The organism is Corynebacterium sp. NPDC104732 (assembly GCF_055583565.1).
On record NZ_JBVJNS010000006.1, the window covers coordinates 113,718 to 131,137 of the forward strand.

Below are 17,420 nucleotides of genomic sequence, written 5' to 3' on the forward strand. Positions count from 1 at the left end.
AGGATTCTCCCAGGGGCTAGCTCGTCAAGCTCCTAGACGGCTGTTGGGTCGGTCAGTTGGAACTTCTCCGCAGCCTGCGCTGCCACGGACATATCGATCTTCCCCTCGCGGGCCAGGCCAGCCAGAACCGCAACGACGATGGATTCCGCGTCGATGTTGAAGAAGCGGCGGGCCGCAGCGCGGGTGTCGGAGAAACCGAACCCATCGGCGCCGAGGACGGTGTAGTCGCCCGGAACCCACTTGCGGATCTGCTCTGGGACGGCCGTCGCAAAGTCAGAGACCGCGACAAATGGGCCGGACACCTTCGACAGCTGCTTGGTGACGAACGGCTCCTCCAGCTCAGCTGCCGGGTTGCGCAGCTGCTCCAGGTCGCGTGCCGCGCCCTCACGTGCCAGCTCGTTCCAGGAAGTGACAGAGAAGATATTGGCCCGGACACCGTAGCTCTCGCGCAGCATTTCAGCGGCGCGGAGAGCTTGCTGCATGCCGATACCGGACGCAAGGATGTTGGCCTCATGGCCGGTGCCTTCGCCCACGGCGTACTGGTAGATACCCTTGTGCAGACCCTCCACATCCAGGTTCTCTGGCTCCGCCGGCTGAGACACAGGCTCGTTGTAGATCGTCAGGTAGTAGATGACGTTCTCACCGCGGCCTGGGCCGTACATGCGGTCAATGCCTTCACGCACGATGTGCGCAATTTCGTATGCGAAGGCAGGGTCGTAGCTGACCACCGCGGGGTTGGTGGAAGCGAGCACAGGGGAGTGACCGTCCATGTGCTGCAGGCCTTCACCGGTCAGGGTGGTGCGACCAGCAGTGGCGCCGAGCAGGAAGCCGCGGGCCATTTGATCAGCAGCAGCCCAGATGGAGTCGCCGGTGCGCTGGAAACCGAACATCGAGTAGAAGATGTAGAGCGGGATCATGGCGTGACCGTGCGTTGCGTAGGAGGTACCTGCCGCGATGAAGGACGCCGTGGAACCAGCCTCGTTGATGCCCTCGTGCAGGATGTGGCCGTCGGTGGCCTCGCGGTAGGACAGCATCAGGTCGTGGTCCACCGGGGTGTAGTTCTGGCCGTGCGGGTTGTAGATCTTCAAGGTTGGGAACCAGGAGTCCATACCGAAGGTACGTGCCTCATCTGGGATGATCGGCACCAGGCGCTCGGCGAGGCTCTTGTCACGCATGAGTTCCTTGAAGGTACGTACCACCGCCATGGTGGTGGCTACCTGCTGCTTGCCGGAGCCCTTACGCATGGACTTCAACGCATCGATGTCAGGGACAGCAATCGGCTCGTACTTGTCGCGACGCTCTGGAAGGAAGCCGCCGAGCTCTTTACGACGTTCCAGCATGTACTTAATCTCAGGAGCATCCTTACCTGGGTGGAAGTATGGCGGCAGGTATGGGTCCTTCTCCAATTCCTCATCGGAAATTGGAATGCCCTGCTTGTCGCGGAACAACTTCAGATCATCCAGAGTCAGCTTCTTCATCTGGTGGGTGGCGTTGCGGCCCTCGAAGTTGTGGCCGAGGCCGTAGCCCTTAATCGTATGTGCCAGGATGACCGTTGGTCGACCGGTCTCTTCCATCGCACGCTTGTAGGCTGCGTAGATCTTGCGGTAGTCGTGACCACCACGTGGCAGTGCCCAGATCTCTTCGTCAGTCATGTCCTCGACCAGCTTCAAGGTGCGTGGATCACGGCCGAAGAAGTGCTCGCGGACGTACGCTCCGTCGTTAGCCTTGAAGGTCTGGTAGTCGCCGTCTGGCGTGTTATTCATGATGTCAACGAGCGCGCCATCCTTGTCCTTTTCCAGGAGGGCATCCCACTCGCGGCCCCATACCACCTTGATGACTTCCCAGCCGGCGCCGCGGAAGAAGGACTCGAGTTCCTGAATGATCTGGGTGTTACCGCGGACTGGGCCGTCGAGACGCTGCAGGTTGCAGTTGACCACGAAGGTGAGGTTATCCAGGCCATTGAGAGCAGCCATTTGGATCAGGCCGCGGGACTCCGGCTCGTCCATTTCACCGTCGCCAAGGAAGGCCCACACATGCTGCTGGGAGGTGTCCTTGATGCCACGGTTGTGCAGGTACTTGTTGAAGCGTGCCTGGTAGATCGCATCCATTGGGCCAAGGCCCATGGACACGGTTGGGAACTCCCAGAAGTCTGGCATGCCGTGTGGGTGGGGGTAGGAAGGCAGGCCACCTTGTGGGCGAGATACTTCCTGACGGAAACCATCCAAGTCATCCTCGGTCAGGCGACCCTCCAGGAACGCACGGGCGTACATGCCAGGGGAGGCGTGGCCCTGGAAGAAGATCTGGTCGCCACCACCTGGGTGGTCCTTACCGCGGAAGAAGTGGTTAAAACCGACCTCATACAGTGGGGCAGCACCTGCGTAAGTGGAGATGTGGCCACCCACGCCAATACCTGGGCGCTGTGCGCGGTGCACCATGATCGCAGCGTTCCACCGCATCCAGCGACGGTAGCGCTTCTCAATCGCCTCATCGCCAGGGAACTCAGGCTCCTGCGTTGTTGGAATCGTGTTGACATAGTCCGTGGACGTCAGAGGAGGCAGCTCAACGCGCTTTGCGGTGGCTCGTTCCAGCAGGCGCAGCATCAGGTAGCGTGCACGTTCTGGGCTGGACTCATCGAGCAGTCCGTCCAGGGAATCCATCCATTCTTGGGTTTCCTCTGGATCGCTGTCGTTGAGGTAGGAAGCAACACCGTCGCGGATCAGCGCGATGTTGGAATCATCTGGTGAGTGGCCACCGAATTTTTGTTCAGCTGCATCAGCCATTGCATACCTCCGTAGTGGTTCTGTCAGGTGTTTGACTCGCGAGAGTCGGTCTGTGATTAAGGATACGGGTTTCCAGGTTTTTGTGTGAAGACCGCTGTTATTTGTGCAGGTGAACGGCGAAATTTAGTGATTATGTGGTTCTGGTTACGAGTATTTCCGGTTCTGTTTGTTTGATGACGGAAAAGAAAAATTTTTCAACTATTTGAGACTTAGCAGGTAATCCCGCGTCGGAACTGGTATTTTCGTCCATTGAGTACATTTTCACCAGCTCACACGGGCTGAGACAAAAGGAGGTTCATCACAGTGGTCGACGTTCCGGGCGCGACAAAAGCAGGCGCCCAGGATTACGCCCAGCTCCTGGGCATTGAAGCAGGGCAGATCGTTCAAGAAGTAGGTTGGGACGAAGACTGCGACAGCACCATCAGTGAAGCAGTGGAAGACCGTATCGGCGAAGAACTGCTCGATGAAGACACCGATGAAATCTGCGACGTCGTACTGCTGTGGTGGCGCGAAGAAGATGGCGATCTTGTCGACGGCCTCGTCGACTCCATCCGTCCGCTTTCCGAAAACGGTCGGATCTGGCTCCTCACCCCAGGAGCCGGAAAGCCAGGGCACCTCGTAGCCGGTGAAATTGCCGAGTCTGCGAAGCTCGCAGGCCTCGTCCAAACCAAGGCGACCCGCGTCGGCCAATGGCAAGGCTCCTGCCTGGTGCAGCCTGGCAAGAAATAAAAATACCTTCTGAACTGGCGATTTTGGAAGAGTTACACATGCGTGATACGCTTCTTCGAGTCGCACAGCGACGAAGTATGCGCCTTTAGCTCAGCTGGAAGAGCAGCTGGTTTACACCCAGCAGGTCGGCGGTTCGAGCCCGTCAGGGCGCACAGACGAACACCCTCTCCTGAACCACCAGGGGAGGGTGTTTTCTTTACTTCACCCCAGCAAGATGTGGTTACCTTGAAGCTGTGCACGCAATAGCAATTATTGGCGGATTAACGCTGGACCGAATTTTTGGAGACCCGCAGCGCTATCACCCGGTCGCCTTCTTCGGCACCGCGGTGACCAAAGCGGAAAAGCTTTTGTACCGAGACTCCAAAGCTGCGGGAGCTGCGCTGGTCGCGGTGACGACACTGCCCGTCGTCATGGCAACGCATGCGGTTTATCGAAAAGCTCCCACGGTCACGACAGCACTTGCACTGTGGGCTGCGTTGGGAGGGCGCACCCTTGAGGAAACTGGCCGCAAATTGGCGCAGGATCTGGACAACAACGATCTTGACGCGGCTCGCGCTTGGATCCCGTGGCTCTGCTCTCGCGACCCACATTTGCTCGATAAAGCGGGAATGGCCCGCGCCGCTGTGGAGTCCATCGCCGAGAACACGTCGGATGCAGCGATCGCTCCGATCGTGTGGGCAGCCATCGCCGGGGCGCCGGGTGTCGTGCTGCACCGGTGTGTGAACACGCTGGATGCGATGGTCGGGTATAAAAGCGAGAAGTACCGGAATTTTGGTTGGGCAGCAGCCAAGCTTGACGACGTCCTTGCCTACCTTCCTGCTCGTCTCACCGCAGTAACGCATGTTGTGTTAGCAAAGGACAAACAGGCTGCGATCGCCGCCTGGAAGAACGACGCCCCGCAGCACCCCAGCCCCAATGCCGGCCCTGTGGAAGCGACAGCAGCCGTGGCGCTCGGAGTCCAACTTGGGGGAGAGACTCACTACTCATACGGGGTAGAAATGCGACCAACCTTGGGAACCGGTCCTCGCCCAACAGCACAAACGATTTTTGAGGCCGTACAGCTGGCACAGCGAACTCAGCTGATTATGGGGGCAGTAGCCGTCGGACTGCGGAGCCTCATTTTTCGGGGTGGTAACAAAATTTAGCGTACCGATGGGATTTTGAAGGCCCGAAAAATCCCATCCGTACGCTAAATCCCGTGGCTCTTACTAGAACTTCTCCTCATCATCGCGCTGCCAGCTGGTTCGTTGATTTTTGGCGTTGCCGTAGCGGCTGCGGCGCGGAGCAGGTGCCGAAGAAGGAGCAGGCGCAGGGGAGCGGACTTCCCCAGTAGTCAGGGCTTCCTGTTCTTCCTGTTCACGGCTACGTTCGCGCAGTTCGGCGAACACAAAGTAGCCAAGGCCGATGGGGGCGAGGATGCCGAAGGCTATCCATTGGATGCCGTAGGACAGGTGGGGGCCGTTGTCGAGCCTTGGGAGTGGGAAGGCGGTGAGGACTCCGGGTTCGCCGTCGGCAAGCTGCACGTAGTCTTGGGCTAGCGTTACGCCGGTGAGCTCGGAGATCTCTTCGGTGTCGATGCCGGTGACCATTTGGCGGTCGGCTTCGATGGTGGGGGCGATCTGTGGCTTGGGCTCGTCGATGCGGGCGTAACCGACGATGGTGTGTTCGCCTGTCGGTGGGGCGGGGAAGTCGCTGGGCAGGTGCCCGTTTTCGGGGCGAGTCCATCCGCGGTTGACCAAGACGGTCGTGCCGTCGGTCATCATGAACGGGGTGAGGGCGTGGTACGCGGGCCCGGATTCGACGGGGCGCACGCGCATGATCACTTCGCTTTCGGGCAGGTAATGCCCGGTAATGGCGACGCGAAGGTATTCGTTGTCTGGGGGGAGCACCCCGCCAGCGGTGAAGACGGAATCGAAGGGGGCTGGTTCCTTGTCAAAGTGCTCCGCGATCAGATCATTCCGGTGGCTCACTACCTCGCTTTTACCTAGCTGCCACGGGGCAAGCACAGTGAAAGCCACGTACGTGAAGGTGATGATGAGGATGAAGGTGAAAATCCACCCGGGGTTCAGGAATGCTTTCCACGCTTTGCCGTTCATAATCTGTTTAGTCTACCGCGCGGAGGCGCTTGCGAGCATAGTCTTCACCCACGTAAGCATGCCAGGGACCGCAGCTTCGATCTGGGCGCGAGTGGTGGCGAACCCGGTCTCGTCGCCGTAGTAGGGGTCTTGGACGTCAGCGTCCTCGGGGGAGGCTGGGTCGAAAGAACGGAGGAGCCGGATGCGTTCGGGGAAGATCCCGGCGTTCACCAGGTCGGTTACGTGGCCACCATCTAGCGCGACGAATAGGTCCGCAGAGCGGTGACGGTCACCGAGCTGGGCTGCTCGGTGGTGGGAGCCATCGTGGCCGGCGTTGCGGAGTTCGGCAATAGCGCGTCGATCCGCGCCTTGCCCCACGTGCCAGCCACCAATGCCACAGGATCGGATGCGCACGAAGCGGGATAATCCGGCGTTTTCGACGGCATCACGGAAAATCACTTCAGCCATCGGGGAGCGACAGATGTTTCCCGTGCACACAAAAACGACATAAAGGCTTTCGGTACGTTCGAAGTCGAAATCTCTAGTGGATCCGCGACCATTCATCGACAATGTTCTCCAACTGGGCTGGTGTTGCAGCCTCATAGCGGGCTGCGTTTCGTTCTTCTGTCGTGCCATATCCCCAGGCAACGGCAACTGTTTCGATTCCGAATTCTCCCGCGCCATCAATATCGTGGATACGATCACCGACCATGAGGATAGTCTGTTCCTTGCCACGAAGCTGCATTGAGTCCAACACATGGGCAATGACGGCGGCTTTTGAACGTCGCGGACCGTCTTCCTGCGCAGCCCCCATGAAGTCAAAAGATTCCCAAAAGCCGTGGTGACGCAGCGCTTGCTCGGCGAAGAATTCCCCTTTGGATGTTGCCGTGCACAGCAAGAAGCCGGCGGAGCGGGCCCACGAAAGAAACTCGTGCATGCCGGGGAACGGGGAGCTCATTTTCCACCCAGTGTGTCCGTAATAGTCGAGGTAGTGGGCAAGCGCGAGCTGTGCTTGAGGCTCAGGCATCCCCAGGTCGCGCAGCGTCTCGATCATTGGAGGCCCGGCAATAGCGCGGATGCGTTCTTCCGGGGGAACTGGCCAGCCCGTTTGCTGCAGGGCATGCAGAAAACTAGCGCGAATGCCGGGGAAGGAGTCAATCAGGGTGCCATCGACGTCAACAAGGAGGATATTCACACACTCCAGTCTGGCAGACAATAAAGTGGAATGGGTGAGTGTTCCTGACCCCTACCGTTTCCACGGCGACAGTGAAGCCATTGGCGCCACCACCGATTTCGCGGTCAACGTCCGCGGCGCCAAACCGCCTGAGTGGCTACAGCGCGTGCTTATCGACGCCCTGAGCGACCTCGCCCAGTACCCCAGCGAATCGGATACCAAGCTCGCTAAAAGAGCGATTGCGCAGCTCCACGACGTCCCAGAAGAATCAGTGCTGCTGCTCTCCGGAGCCTCAGAAGGATTCACGATGCTGCCGAAGCTGGCGCCGCGCCACGTCGCCATCATCCACCCCGGGTTCACTGAACCCAACGCTGTCTTCGCCGAAGCGGGGATCGACGTCCGCAACGTGATCGTGCCACCGCCGTTCGAACTGGATGTGGTGCTCGACCTCGGGGACTCGGACATGGTAGTAATCGGAAACCCGACCAATCCGACGGGCGTGCTACACGACAAGGGGGACCTACTGGAACTAGGGGCCGGACGGACCCTCGTGGTCGATGAAGCATTCCTCGACGTGACCGACGAATCCGAAAGCCTCACCACAGAAGCAGCACAACGTGAGGACGTGATCGTGATTCGCAGCTTCACCAAGACCTGGGCGCTAGCCGGATTGCGCTGCGGGTATCTGATTGCGCATCCACGGGTCGTCGATAAGCTTGCTGCGGGGCGACCACACTGGCCGCTGGGCACGCTACAACTGCGCGCCATGGCGGCGATCGCATTGGCTGCCCGCGACGAAACCGAAAAGGAACGCGGCATCATCGCAGCCGAACGCGCCACCATGACAGAAGCGCTCGGGCGCGCCGGATTCGAAATCGTCTCCGCAACCCAAGCCCCCTACGTGCTCGTACGCCCGCCAGGCGACGACCCAGAAGCACTCCGTATGAAACTACGTGACGCCGGGATCGCCATCAGACGCTGCGATACCTTCCCCGGCCTAGACTCGGGGTACTGGCGCCTGGCAGTGCGCCCCGCAAACTATGTGGCGAAGCTACTAAAGGAGTTGGCATGACAACAGTGGCAGACATCCGCACCGTAATGGAACAGGCCTACCCACCGCACCTGGCGGAATCCTGGGACAAAGTCGGCCTGATCTGCGGCGACCCAGACGCGACCGTGAACCGAGTGGCCTTCGCTCTGGACTGCACCCAGGCCGTGGTGGAGCGTGCCGTCGAACTGGGGGCGCAGATGCTCATCGTGCACCACCCGCTACTGCTACGGGGAGTGAACTCCGTGGCCGCCGATACTCCGAAGGGCAAGGTCATTCACACACTCATCAAGGGCGGGGTCGCGCTGTTCGCAGCGCACACCAACGCGGATTCCGCCCGGCCAGGGGTCAACGATCGGCTGGCGGAACTGGTAGGAATCACGCCCGGCCGGCCCATCGCCCCCAAAGCGTCAAAGGGCACCGATAAGTGGGGTTTCATGGTGCCCGTCGCGCAGGCAGCAGAAGTAAAAGCTGCCGTGTTCTCCGCCGGGGCCGGATCCCTCGGCGAGTACTCTGAATGCGCTTTCTCCATGCTGGGCGAAGGTCAATTCCTACCCGGCGAGGAAGCAAACCCCACCCTGGGAGAACACGGGAAACTACACACAGTGACCGAAGTTCGAGTGGAATTCGTCGCGCCCGTGGCCCTGCGACACAAAATCAAAGAGGCGCTGTGCGCCGCGCACCCATACGAAGAACCCGCCTTCGATTGCGTCACCGTCGCCTCGTTTGACGACCCCGAGACCGCCTGCGGACTCGGGCGCATCGGCGAACTACCAGAACCAATGACCCTGCGGGAATTCACACAACAAGTGGCCAACGCCCTCCCCGTCACCGAATGGGGTGTCCGCGCCGCCGGAGACCCAGAAGCAATGATCCAGAAAGTGGCGGTCTCCTCCGGGTCCGGAGACAGTTTCCTGGACACAGTGGCCGGACTCGGAGTGGACGTCTACGTCACCTCCGACCTTAGGCATCACCCGGTAGACGAGTACCTGCGCGCCGGGGGACCCGCGGTCATTGACACCGCGCACTGGGCCAGCGAATTCCCCTGGTGCGAGCAAGCCGCGGAGATCGTTTCCGCAACAGGCGTTGCCACAGATATCATCGACATCCGTACCGACCCGTGGACCTTGTCCGCACACGCTCAGTAGGAGAACACCTCATGAAGATCAGCCGAGCCCAGCAACAACTCCTCCTGGAGCTGGCGAACCTCGAGCGAACCCAAGACTTGGGCATCCAGCCGGGACGGGAAGAACAGAAAGAAGTCGACCGCCTCACCGCCGAACGCGACCGTCAGCAGGAGGTGGCTGCGTCTGCTCAACTCAACGTGGCTGACGTCGAATTGGACATTCGTCGTATTCAAGATGACATGGCCAAGTTGCAGCGTCGGCAAGCTGCGGACCGGGAAGGCCTCGGCGCGGCCACTGACATTGACCAGCGTCGCGACCTCAAGCACGATCTGGCCACCGCCTCCCGTCGCATGTCTGACCTGCAGCAAGAGCTGAAGGAAGCCCACGACGAAATCGCAGCCATGCGCGCCAACGTTGATCGGCATGGCGCGCTTCTCGACGACACCAACCGCAAACTCGAAGCCGCACAGCGAGCCCTAGAAGCCGTGGTTTCTACCACTGTGGGGACTGACAAGAAAACTCGCATCAGCGAACTCCGCTCAGAACTTAGCGTGTCCATCCTGGAACAATACGACGAACAACGCGCTATCTTCGGTGTCGGCGCCGCCCCATTCAAAGGTCGCGCCTGCGGAGGCTGCTATATTGTGCTCCCGCCGGCCGCCCTGTCCGAAATCCGAAACACACCGGCAGACGAGATGCCTCGCTGCCCAGACTGTGGAACGTTCCTGGTGCGCGTATGAAACTGATCATCGAAGCAGACGGCGGATCCCGCGGCAACCCTGGAGTCGCCGGATCTGGCACCGTGGTGTACTCCGACAGCCGGGAAGTGCTGTGCGAAATCGCCTACGTTGTCGGCAAAGCCTCAAACAATGTCGCTGAATACCACGGACTGTTGCGTGGTTTAGAAGCTGCTGCGAAACTAGGGGCCACGGACGTAGATGTCTACATGGACTCCAAACTTGTAGTCGAGCAAATGTCCGGGCGCTGGAAAATCAAGCACCCTGACATGAAAGAGCTAGCGCTCCAGGCGCAGCAACTCGCACGTGGTTTTGACCAAGTGACCTACACGTGGATCCCGCGCGAAAAGAACAAAAAAGCCGACGCCCTGTCCAACGTCGCCATGGACGCGTGCGCCGAAGGGAATCCAGTCGGAGTTTTGGATGCAGAAAAGCCTGCCGAGAAGCCTGTAGAAAAGCCTGCCGAGAAGAATTGGCACGGGGCAAGCATGCGACCCACCCGTTTCATCCTCATTCGGCATGGGCAAACCGAGATGTCCGTGGCCAAACAATACTCCGGGTCCTCCAACCCACCTTTGACACAGACCGGCGTGGAACAGGTAGAAAAGGTAGCGCAGCGTCTGGCCAACAGAGGCGGGATCGACGCCATCGTGTGCTCCCCATTGACCCGAGCCCGACAATCAGCCGACATCATCGCAGCCCAGCTCGGGCTCCCCGTCCGCGAAATTGACGCACTTCGCGAGCTGGATTTCGGAACCTGGGAAGGTCGCACCTTCGCTGAAGTGATGGAGGCAGACCCCGAAGCACACGCCGCGTTCCTTTCTGACACCAAAGCCTCCCCTCCAGAAGGTGAATCCGTTCAAGCTGTCGCCCGACGAGTGAAAAAAGCCATCGACGCGCTGGCTGAAGAATACGGAGAAGCGAACATCGTCCTGGTGTCCCACGTGACCCCAATCAAGTGCGTGCTCAAGCAGGCCCTCGATGTTCCAGCGAGTGTAGTAAACAAAATTCATCTGGATCTAGCTTCCATGTCTATCGCGGAGTTTTACGCCGACGGCCCTAGCATCGTGCGGCTCGTCAACGGTTGATCAGGAGAGGCTATTTTTCGGACTGGAACCCTGCGCGACTACACTAGGAAAACGCGAACGAGTCGACCGGGTAATCGCGGCGCCACGTATCGGCCTTTTAAGGTGCTGACGTGGGTCGAGGAAAGTCCGGACTCCGCAGAGCACGGTGGTTGCTAACAGCAACCCAGGGTGACCTGAGGGAACAGTGCAACAGAGAGTAGACCGCCTGGGTAACTAGGTAAGGGTGAAAGGGTGCGGTAAGAGCGCACCGGCATTACGGGTGACCGGAATGGCCAGGTAAACCCCACCGGGAGCAAGGCAAGAGGCCGCACCTTTGTGGTGTGGCTGCGCGGGTTGGGCTGCTCGTCCAACAACCCGCGGGTAGCTGCTTGAGGCATCGTGGCAACACGGTGTCCAGATAGATGATTACCGCCCGCGAGGGAACATAATCCGGCTCATAGGTTGGCTCGTTCGCCTTTTCTCGCCGTCCCCAGAAAAGCCTCCTCTACAATGGCAGAGCATGAAGCTGTATGCGGCCACGTTGAATTTCCGCCCTATTGCGGAGGAGTTTTCTGTCCCCACGGAGTTTCTTGCCGAGTTGCACCAGGAGGCGGCCCAAGCTGTGGACAGGTACCAGGCAGAACGCCGGGACTGCCGGAATATCGAGCTGGTCACCATTGACCCGGTGGGTTCGATGGATCTGGATCAGGCAGTGTGCATCGAGCCCCACGGCGAGGGCTTCCGGGTTTACTATGCCATTGCTGATGCGGCGGCGTTCATCGCGCCGGGTAGCGCGCTGGAGGCTGAGGCTTTTCGTCGTGGCCAGACGATTTATCTTCCTGATGAGCCGGCCCGACTGCATCCGGAGGAGATTTCTGAGGGGGTGGCTAGTTTGCTCCCAGAGGTGGATCGTCCGGCGGTGTTGTGGACTTTTGACCTGGATGAGCGTGGTGAAGTGGTCAGCCATACGGTGGAGCGTGCTGTGGTGCGCAGCAGGGCCCGGCTGGACTATGACGGGGTGCAGCGGGATGTTGAGGCTGGCACTTTGCACTCTTCGATCGTGTTGCTTCCGGTCGTCGGGAAGCTGCGGCAGGCAAGTGCGTTGCGTCGGAGCGCCGTGAATTTGCGGCTGCCGAGCCAGCGGGTGGAGCGTCGGGACGACGGTCGCTATGAGTTGGAGCTAGAGCCCCGGTTGGAAGCGATGGAGTGGAATTCGGAAATTTCACTGCTCACCGGCATGGTTGCGGGGCAGATGATGGCAGCTGCGAAGGTAGGGATCTTACGGACACTGGGGCCCGCGGACGAGAAGGCGTTGCGCGCGTTTGCGGTGGAGGCGCAGGCCCTGGGCTTTGATTATCAGCCCGACCAGCCGGTGGGTGAGTTTATTGCCGGGCTGGACGTGACCACGCGCCAGGGGATGGCGGTCATGCGGGAAGCTCAGAAGCTGCTGCGGGGAGCGGACTACCACGTGTTGGACGGGGAGGCCCCCACGGAGCAGGACGTACACGCCGGGGTCGGTGGCTACTACGCGCACGTCACTGCGCCGTTACGACGCCTTGTCGATCGGTTCGCTACCGAGACCTGTTTGGCGATTGCCACGAATCGGCCCGTGCCGGAGTGGGTAACTACGCGATATGACGAGCTATGTGAGGCGATGCAACGCTCCGGCGCGATTGCCGGGAATGTGGATCGTGCTTGCCTGCGGCTCACAGAAGCCACCGTGCTGAAACCACACGTGGGAGATACTTTCACCGCGGTGGTGCTGGCGTCTATGCCGGAGCGTAACAAATCCCGCATATTTCTGGACGAACCACCAGTGCTGTGCGGTTGTACCGGTAGTCCGGAGGAAGCGACTGAGGTGCAGGTCAGGCTGGTCGATGCCGACATTTCCCAACGCACCGTCACCTTCGAGTGGCCCGCTTAGCTGTTATCCAGCAGCACCACAGTAAACCCATCATCAGCAAGGTCCGCGATGAGGTTCGTGGCTTGCTTGACTGGGGCATGCACGATCACAGCGTGAGCGAGACCTGCTGAGGCACTGCGCGCGGCGACCGCACCTCGGGCCACACACAATTCGGCGAGTGCCTGCTCACGCTCCGGAACCACCCGGTACAGGGAGGACAGCTCGTTCTGAGACTGATTCAGATGTGCCACAGCATCGTGAGCCTTGCGGGCACGCAGCGCCATCGCGGTGCGTTGCGCCCGGACGATTTCCTGATCATAGAACGTCAGCCAGCGGTGGGCCTCCTCGATCCCGGGCAGGCCAGCGGCCTCATCAGCCTTGTGGACCGCGGTTAACCACTGAATAGCGCGCGGCGTGGCGTCGGGTAACCTACGCAGGCAGTCAACACCAAAGGCATCGCCCGCGGCAGCAAGGAACCGCTCCCGCGCAGCAATATCTGCCAGGCGGGCATCGCGATCCGGGAGGGCGACGAGGAACGAAGTATGGACGTCGTTAAGCATGGGCGCGTGGGTGACGCTACCGTCGGCATAATCGACGATGTTGAACGCATCCGCCGACCCCCGCAGTGCCGCCGTGTAGCGAGACCGGAAACTCGGCGCGGCAGAAAACAACCGAGCAGACGAAGCACACAGCTCAGCCAGCCGGGCACGCAGTGGCGGATCCAACTTGTGACCAGACGCCTCGGCAAGAATGGTGGCGAAAGCAACCTCGGTGGCTACTTCATCGCCCAGCCCCACGCCATTGGGGACCTCGGACAGCACCGTGATGTTGTATCCACGCGTGTCACGGCTCAAATACTGCCGATTCACCATCGACCACACCACGCCACCGAGGCGCACCTCAAGACCCCCGAGCGGAAGACCAGCGGAATCACCCTCCTGCGGGTGCTGCATGTAACTCGCGTGCTGCGTGATCTCGCTCAGCGTCACGCTGCCCGTGAAATTGACGGGGTCTCCGTGCGGATCCAGTTCGTGCATCGTGACCGTGAGGGTATCGTCCGTGCGGGGAGTCGCGGCCACCGCCACCCGCAGTGGAGCAGTGGCATTGACCACCACACCGCCCACGTAGTCAGTATGCTCGCCCAAAAAATTCCAGGTGGCGGGCGCAGAAGCAACAAACGGCTCCGACGCATCGAAGGCGGATTGGTGCAGCTCAATTGCCTTTTCGGTCAGTTGGGCGTCAGGGGAAGGCCACACCGGCATGGAAACAGCAGCTCCTTAAAACTTCTGGCAACAGGAAGGACGTAGATTCACACCACTTTACCGGCACAATGCGGAAGGGGCGGTGCCAAGTGGAGAAAAACAGTAGCGTGGAGGTACCCGAAGACTCTTCACACAAGGTAAGGAACACTCCAATGGATAACGTAGATCTGAAATGGTACTTCAACCCCGCCACCGGTGAGGTCACCCAGGGCCCAGAGGGCAGCTGGGATGACCGGATGGGCCCCTACAACACTCGTGAGGAAGCAGCCCACGCCCTGGAAACGGCAGCCGCCCGGACGAAAGCCGCCGATGCCTACGACGAGAAGGACGATGACTGGGGCGTGAAGCCCTCCTGGGAGAAGTAGCTCCTAAGAAGTGGACTTGCGGGCCTTAGCAGCCGCGCGGGCCGCTTCCTTCTTCTTAGACTTCGCCAGCTTCTTGTACGCTGCCTCAATATCCTTGACGGCTTCGTTGTACCCTCGCAAGGCCTCCATGCCTAGTTCGCGTTCCCGCTGGTACAGCACGCCATAGCAGAACGTGTCCTCGCCACGTGCGCGGGCATGGCGGGACAGCTCCAGGAGTTCGTCTCGGGAGGTAACCGAGTCCTGGAAGTCACCCAGCACTGACTGCATCGTTTTGCAGGCAGCGTAGAGGTCCTTGGTCTTCAGTCCCGTGGCGCGGCCGACGGCGTCAGCGGAGTACCGCAGTTTCTTGGCGGCTTTGCGCATGTTGTGGAAGTTTTCTTCCCGCTTCCGGAGTGGGATCTCGGTGTCATCCCACTTGGCCACGGCCACATTGTGGCGCTTCATCAGCTTCTTGTAGGCGGCGTCCAGGTGTTTAAACAACGCGGACTCTTCTTCATATTTCACCTGCTCCTTGGTCGGAGTGGTGTCCGCTTCCTCGCTGGTGGCCAGTGGCGGATTGGCAATCAGATCCTCCAGGCCCGCGAGCAGCGCAAAATAGCGTGGCGAATTCAGGCCTTTCATGATCGTGCGGTGCGCGCGAGCGTATTTGCGCTGCATATCGCCAGCCAAATGTTCGCGGGCGGCCTCGTCGATGATGTTGTCATCATCCAAGCCGAGCAGCATCTCAAAGCGTTCTGCCACCACCTCCGCATCACGAGCGACCCCCAAGGTAGCAGCGAGCAGCTTCAGCTCCTCCTCGAGCTTGAGGTATTCCTCGCCCACCAAAATCCCCTCAAAGGTCTGCATGAGGCTGCGCAGCTCGCGGGTGGCCACGCGCATCTGGTGTACCGAGTCATATTCATCGCGACGCACCATAGGATCAACTTCCAGGAGCCGATCTCTATTGACGCGCAGGGCATTAACGACGGCATATGCCGCAGTATCCGGATCCAGCTCCGCCATCGCCGGTGGTAGGGGAGCATAGTTAATCGAATTGCCCAGCGCCGCAACCAGCTTGGATGGACTATCGGACGTAACCGCACCGGCTTCTTGCAGGACAGACTGCGCGGATTCGAAGAACTCGGGGCTGGCCTCAATTTCTGGGGTCACTTCGAGTTCCCATTCGCGCCACTGTTGCTTCGTGCCGGCGGGCAGCAGAGACCAGGCGGTGACGTGGTCGTCGCAGAATTCCGCGATCGCCACGCCATTGTCGTCAGCAAGGATGGATTCGTGGCGCTCGTTGTCTACCTGCGCGATGACCTGCAAAGGAAGGTCACGCACGATCGCGCGGATGGGGTTCAGGATGTCCGCTGGGGGGACGTCGCCGTCGGTAAGTGGCGCGCCTATTTCGATGCGGCCGTGGTCAGACGGGAGTTTAATGTGCCAGCCCTCGTCTTTGCCGCCGGTACGACGCCGCAGGGTAATTTTCGCGCGGGTCAGCCGCAGATCGGCGGTGTCAAAATATCGGGCGGAGAGGTGATGCACCGCCTGCGATGCCACCTCATTGACTCCGATGATGCCGGTGAGATCCGGGACCTCAGCGGTAGTGGAGGCAGCGTACTTCACTTCTACCTCCAACGCGCGGGTTAGTGGTTCTGGTGACTTGCTCATGGTTATACCTCTATTGGCAGTACGAAAAATGTTGGAAAAATCGCTGGTTAATTCACCCTCCAGGGTATCGGACAACCCCGGTCGGTGGTAATAGCCAGTTGCGTAATGCCAAGAGTCTGCGCAGGCCGGGGGTAGAACCGTAATCTAGACATTATGAACAGCCAACAGGAATTTGTGCTCCGGGCATTGGAAGAGCGCGACATTCGCTACATTCGACTCTGGTTTACCGACATTCTCGGCTACCTCAAGTCCGTGGCCGTGGTTCCCGCGGAAATCGAAGCAGCCTTCGAAGAAGGAATCGGGTTTGATGGTTCCGCCATCGAAGGATTCTCCCGAGTTTCCGAATCGGACACTGTGGCACGCCCCGACCCATCCACCTTCCAGGTGCTCCCGTTCGAGCATGATGATCCCCAACCGCATTCAGCTCGCATGTTTTGCGACATCACCATGCCCGATGGGGAACCATCCTGGGCGGACCCGCGGCAGGTGCTGCGGCGCAATGTCGATGCGGCCGCCAAAGAGGGATTTACCTGCTACATTCACCCGGAGATTGAGTTCTACCTGACCAAGAACCTGCCCACCGATGGCACTCCACCGGAGCCGACGGACTCCGGTAGCTACTTCGACCAGGCGATGCATGAAGAAGCACCGCACTTTAGGCGTGACGCGATCGCAGCGCTGGAATCGATGGGGATCTCTGTGGAGTTCTCCCACCACGAGATTGGTCCTGGCCAGCAGGAAATCGACCTGCGGTACGCCGACGCTCTGACCATGGCGGACAACATCATGACGTTCCGCTACCTGGTGAAAGAGGTCGCGCGCCGCAACAACGTCTACGCCACTTTCATGCCGAAGCCCTACCAGGAGCATGCTGGCTCTGCGATGCACTCGCATATGTCCCTGTTCGAGGGGGATACCAACGCGTTCCATGATCCGGACGACGAATACTTGCTCTCGCGAACGGCGAAGCAGTTTATCGCAGGTATTTTGACGCACGCACCGGAGATTTCCGCTGTCACCAACCAGTTTGTGAATTCCTACAAGCGGATCATGTTCGGTAATGAGGCCCCGACCGCGGCTACCTGGGGCATTTCGAACCGTTCCGCGATGGTGCGGGTGCCGTCGTATAGCCCAGGCAAGGCGAACTCGCGGCGCATCGAGATCCGCAGCTTGGATTCCTCCGCGAATCCTTACCTGGCTTACTCGGTGCTGCTGGCGGCAGGACTCAAGGGAATCAAGGAAGGGTACGAACTCTCCGACCCCGCAGAGGACGACATTTCCCTGCTCACCCGCCGCGAACGCCTGGCCATGGGGTATGAAGATCTCCCACAGAGCCTGGATGATGCGCTGCACCTGATGGAAAAATCCGAACTGGTGGCTGACGCCCTCGGCGAGCACGTGTTTGAGGTCTTCCTGCGCAACAAGTGGCGCGAATGGAAGGACTACCAGGCGCAAGTTACTCCCTGGGAACTGCGCACTGACCTGGGCTACTAGCGAAGGAGA

At 60.0% G+C, this 17,420-nt stretch carries 15 protein-coding genes, 1 tRNA gene and 1 other RNA gene; 11 read left to right on the forward strand and 6 right to left on the reverse strand.

What is annotated here, in order from left to right; genetic code table 11:
* Positions 1 to 32: 32 nt before the first annotated feature.
* The gene (aceE, locus tag ACZ6ZO_RS06285; protein WP_208767790.1) at positions 33 to 2,780 is read right to left on the reverse strand and encodes a pyruvate dehydrogenase (acetyl-transferring), homodimeric type; all 2,748 of its coding nucleotides are present in this window, start codon (positions 2,778 to 2,780) and stop codon (positions 33 to 35) included.
* A 303-nt stretch (positions 2,781 to 3,083) separates the two neighbouring features.
* On the opposite strand from aceE, the gene ACZ6ZO_RS06290 reads away from it, so the two are divergent.
* From ACZ6ZO_RS06290 to cbiB, 3 genes are all read left to right on the forward strand, one after another.
* A complete protein-coding gene (locus ACZ6ZO_RS06290) occupies positions 3,084 to 3,509 on the forward strand; it encodes a DUF3052 domain-containing protein (protein ID WP_208767789.1) in 426 nt (141 codons plus the stop codon).
* Positions 3,510 to 3,588: 79 nt separating this feature from the next.
* Positions 3,589 to 3,661 (forward strand) — tRNA-Val (locus tag ACZ6ZO_RS06295).
* Between the two features lie 81 nt (positions 3,662 to 3,742).
* On the forward strand, positions 3,743 to 4,654 hold the full coding sequence (cbiB, locus tag ACZ6ZO_RS06300; protein WP_465291359.1) for an adenosylcobinamide-phosphate synthase CbiB: 912 nt from the start codon (positions 3,743 to 3,745) through the stop codon (positions 4,652 to 4,654).
* A gap of 63 nt (positions 4,655 to 4,717) precedes the next feature.
* Here the strand turns inward: cbiB and ACZ6ZO_RS06305 are convergent, their stop codons facing one another.
* Genes ACZ6ZO_RS06305 through ACZ6ZO_RS06315 form a run of 3 tightly spaced genes read right to left on the reverse strand, consistent with a single transcriptional unit; the run spans position 4,718 to position 6,779 of the window.
* Complete coding sequence (locus ACZ6ZO_RS06305) at positions 4,718 to 5,605, reverse strand: SURF1 family cytochrome oxidase biogenesis protein (RefSeq protein WP_465291361.1); 888 nt, start codon at positions 5,603 to 5,605, stop codon at positions 4,718 to 4,720.
* A 12-nt stretch (positions 5,606 to 5,617) separates the two neighbouring features.
* Positions 5,618 to 6,148, reverse strand: coding sequence for a low molecular weight protein-tyrosine-phosphatase (locus tag ACZ6ZO_RS06310; protein WP_182385750.1), 531 nt, complete (start codon positions 6,146 to 6,148; stop codon positions 5,618 to 5,620).
* Positions 6,126 to 6,779: an HAD hydrolase-like protein gene (locus ACZ6ZO_RS06315; protein ID WP_465291363.1), complete on the reverse strand. Its 654-nt coding sequence runs from the start codon at positions 6,777 to 6,779 to the stop codon at positions 6,126 to 6,128. Before ACZ6ZO_RS06315 ends, ACZ6ZO_RS06310 begins: the two co-directional genes overlap by 23 nt.
* Before the next feature lie 34 nt (positions 6,780 to 6,813).
* Between ACZ6ZO_RS06315 and cobC the strand changes: the two genes are divergently transcribed.
* The 6 genes from cobC (at position 6,814) to ACZ6ZO_RS06345 (ending at position 12,661) form a co-directional block, all read left to right on the forward strand.
* Complete coding sequence (gene cobC, locus ACZ6ZO_RS06320) at positions 6,814 to 7,830, forward strand: Rv2231c family pyridoxal phosphate-dependent protein CobC (protein WP_232843261.1); 1,017 nt, start codon at positions 6,814 to 6,816, stop codon at positions 7,828 to 7,830.
* Positions 7,827 to 8,954 (forward strand): Nif3-like dinuclear metal center hexameric protein, encoded by a 1,128-nt coding sequence (locus ACZ6ZO_RS06325; RefSeq protein ID WP_465291366.1) that lies wholly within the window; start codon positions 7,827 to 7,829, stop codon positions 8,952 to 8,954. Before cobC ends, ACZ6ZO_RS06325 begins: the two co-directional genes overlap by 4 nt.
* 11 nt (positions 8,955 to 8,965) lie before the next feature.
* On the forward strand, positions 8,966 to 9,673 hold the full coding sequence (locus tag ACZ6ZO_RS06330; protein ID WP_465291368.1) for a zinc ribbon domain-containing protein: 708 nt from the start codon (positions 8,966 to 8,968) through the stop codon (positions 9,671 to 9,673).
* Positions 9,670 to 10,758, forward strand: a complete 1,089-nt coding sequence (locus tag ACZ6ZO_RS06335; protein ID WP_465291370.1) for a bifunctional RNase H/acid phosphatase — start codon at positions 9,670 to 9,672, stop codon at positions 10,756 to 10,758. Before ACZ6ZO_RS06330 ends, ACZ6ZO_RS06335 begins: the two co-directional genes overlap by 4 nt.
* 58 nt (positions 10,759 to 10,816) lie before the next feature.
* An RNA gene (gene rnpB / locus ACZ6ZO_RS06340) (RNase P RNA component class A) lies at positions 10,817 to 11,211 on the forward strand.
* Positions 11,212 to 11,257: 46 nt separating this feature from the next.
* Positions 11,258 to 12,661: an RNB domain-containing ribonuclease gene (locus ACZ6ZO_RS06345; RefSeq protein WP_465291372.1), complete on the forward strand. Its 1,404-nt coding sequence runs from the start codon at positions 11,258 to 11,260 to the stop codon at positions 12,659 to 12,661.
* Here the strand turns inward: ACZ6ZO_RS06345 and ACZ6ZO_RS06350 are convergent.
* Complete coding sequence (locus ACZ6ZO_RS06350; protein WP_208767780.1) at positions 12,658 to 13,902, reverse strand: galactokinase family protein; 1,245 nt, start codon at positions 13,900 to 13,902, stop codon at positions 12,658 to 12,660. The two genes, ACZ6ZO_RS06345 and ACZ6ZO_RS06350, sit on opposite strands and share 4 nt — an antisense overlap.
* 152 nt (positions 13,903 to 14,054) lie before the next feature.
* Between ACZ6ZO_RS06350 and ACZ6ZO_RS06355 the strand changes: the two genes are divergently transcribed.
* Entirely contained in the window at positions 14,055 to 14,267 is a 213-nt protein-coding gene (locus ACZ6ZO_RS06355; RefSeq protein ID WP_465291375.1) for a hypothetical protein, read from the forward strand.
* A 3-nt stretch (positions 14,268 to 14,270) separates the two neighbouring features.
* On the opposite strand, the gene ACZ6ZO_RS06360 is transcribed toward ACZ6ZO_RS06355, so the two are convergent.
* Positions 14,271 to 15,917 carry a CYTH and CHAD domain-containing protein gene (locus ACZ6ZO_RS06360; protein WP_465291377.1) on the reverse strand — a complete coding sequence of 549 codons (1,647 nt, stop codon included), beginning with the start codon at positions 15,915 to 15,917 and terminating at the stop codon, positions 14,271 to 14,273.
* 153 nt (positions 15,918 to 16,070) lie between these two features.
* On the opposite strand from ACZ6ZO_RS06360, the gene ACZ6ZO_RS06365 reads away from it, so the two are divergent.
* Positions 16,071 to 17,411: a glutamine synthetase family protein gene (locus ACZ6ZO_RS06365; protein ID WP_182385760.1), complete on the forward strand. Its 1,341-nt coding sequence runs from the start codon at positions 16,071 to 16,073 to the stop codon at positions 17,409 to 17,411.
* The last annotated feature ends 9 nt before the right edge of the window (positions 17,412 to 17,420 follow it).

Bases quoted from the DNA above. Each gene is read 5' to 3' on its own strand.
- ACZ6ZO_RS06350 (WP_208767780.1), bottom strand. From the start codon at position 13,902: ATGCCGGTGTGGCCTTCCCCTGACGCCCAACTGACCGAAAAGGCAATT.
- aceE (WP_208767790.1), bottom strand. From the start codon at position 2,780: ATGGCTGATGCAGCTGAACAAAAATTCGGTGGCCACTCACCAGATGAT.
- ACZ6ZO_RS06305 (WP_465291361.1), bottom strand. From the start codon at position 5,605: ATGAACGGCAAAGCGTGGAAAGCATTCCTGAACCCCGGGTGGATTTTC.
- ACZ6ZO_RS06335 (WP_465291370.1), top strand. From the start codon at position 9,670: ATGAAACTGATCATCGAAGCAGACGGCGGATCCCGCGGCAACCCTGGA.
- ACZ6ZO_RS06310 (WP_182385750.1), bottom strand. From the start codon at position 6,148: ATGAATGGTCGCGGATCCACTAGAGATTTCGACTTCGAACGTACCGAA.
- ACZ6ZO_RS06345 (WP_465291372.1), top strand. From the start codon at position 11,258: ATGAAGCTGTATGCGGCCACGTTGAATTTCCGCCCTATTGCGGAGGAG.
- ACZ6ZO_RS06330 (WP_465291368.1), top strand. From the start codon at position 8,966: ATGAAGATCAGCCGAGCCCAGCAACAACTCCTCCTGGAGCTGGCGAAC.
- ACZ6ZO_RS06360 (WP_465291377.1), bottom strand. From the start codon at position 15,917: ATGAGCAAGTCACCAGAACCACTAACCCGCGCGTTGGAGGTAGAAGTG.
- ACZ6ZO_RS06365 (WP_182385760.1), top strand. From the start codon at position 16,071: ATGAACAGCCAACAGGAATTTGTGCTCCGGGCATTGGAAGAGCGCGAC.
- ACZ6ZO_RS06325 (WP_465291366.1), top strand. From the start codon at position 7,827: ATGACAACAGTGGCAGACATCCGCACCGTAATGGAACAGGCCTACCCA.
- ACZ6ZO_RS06355 (WP_465291375.1), top strand. From the start codon at position 14,055: ATGGATAACGTAGATCTGAAATGGTACTTCAACCCCGCCACCGGTGAG.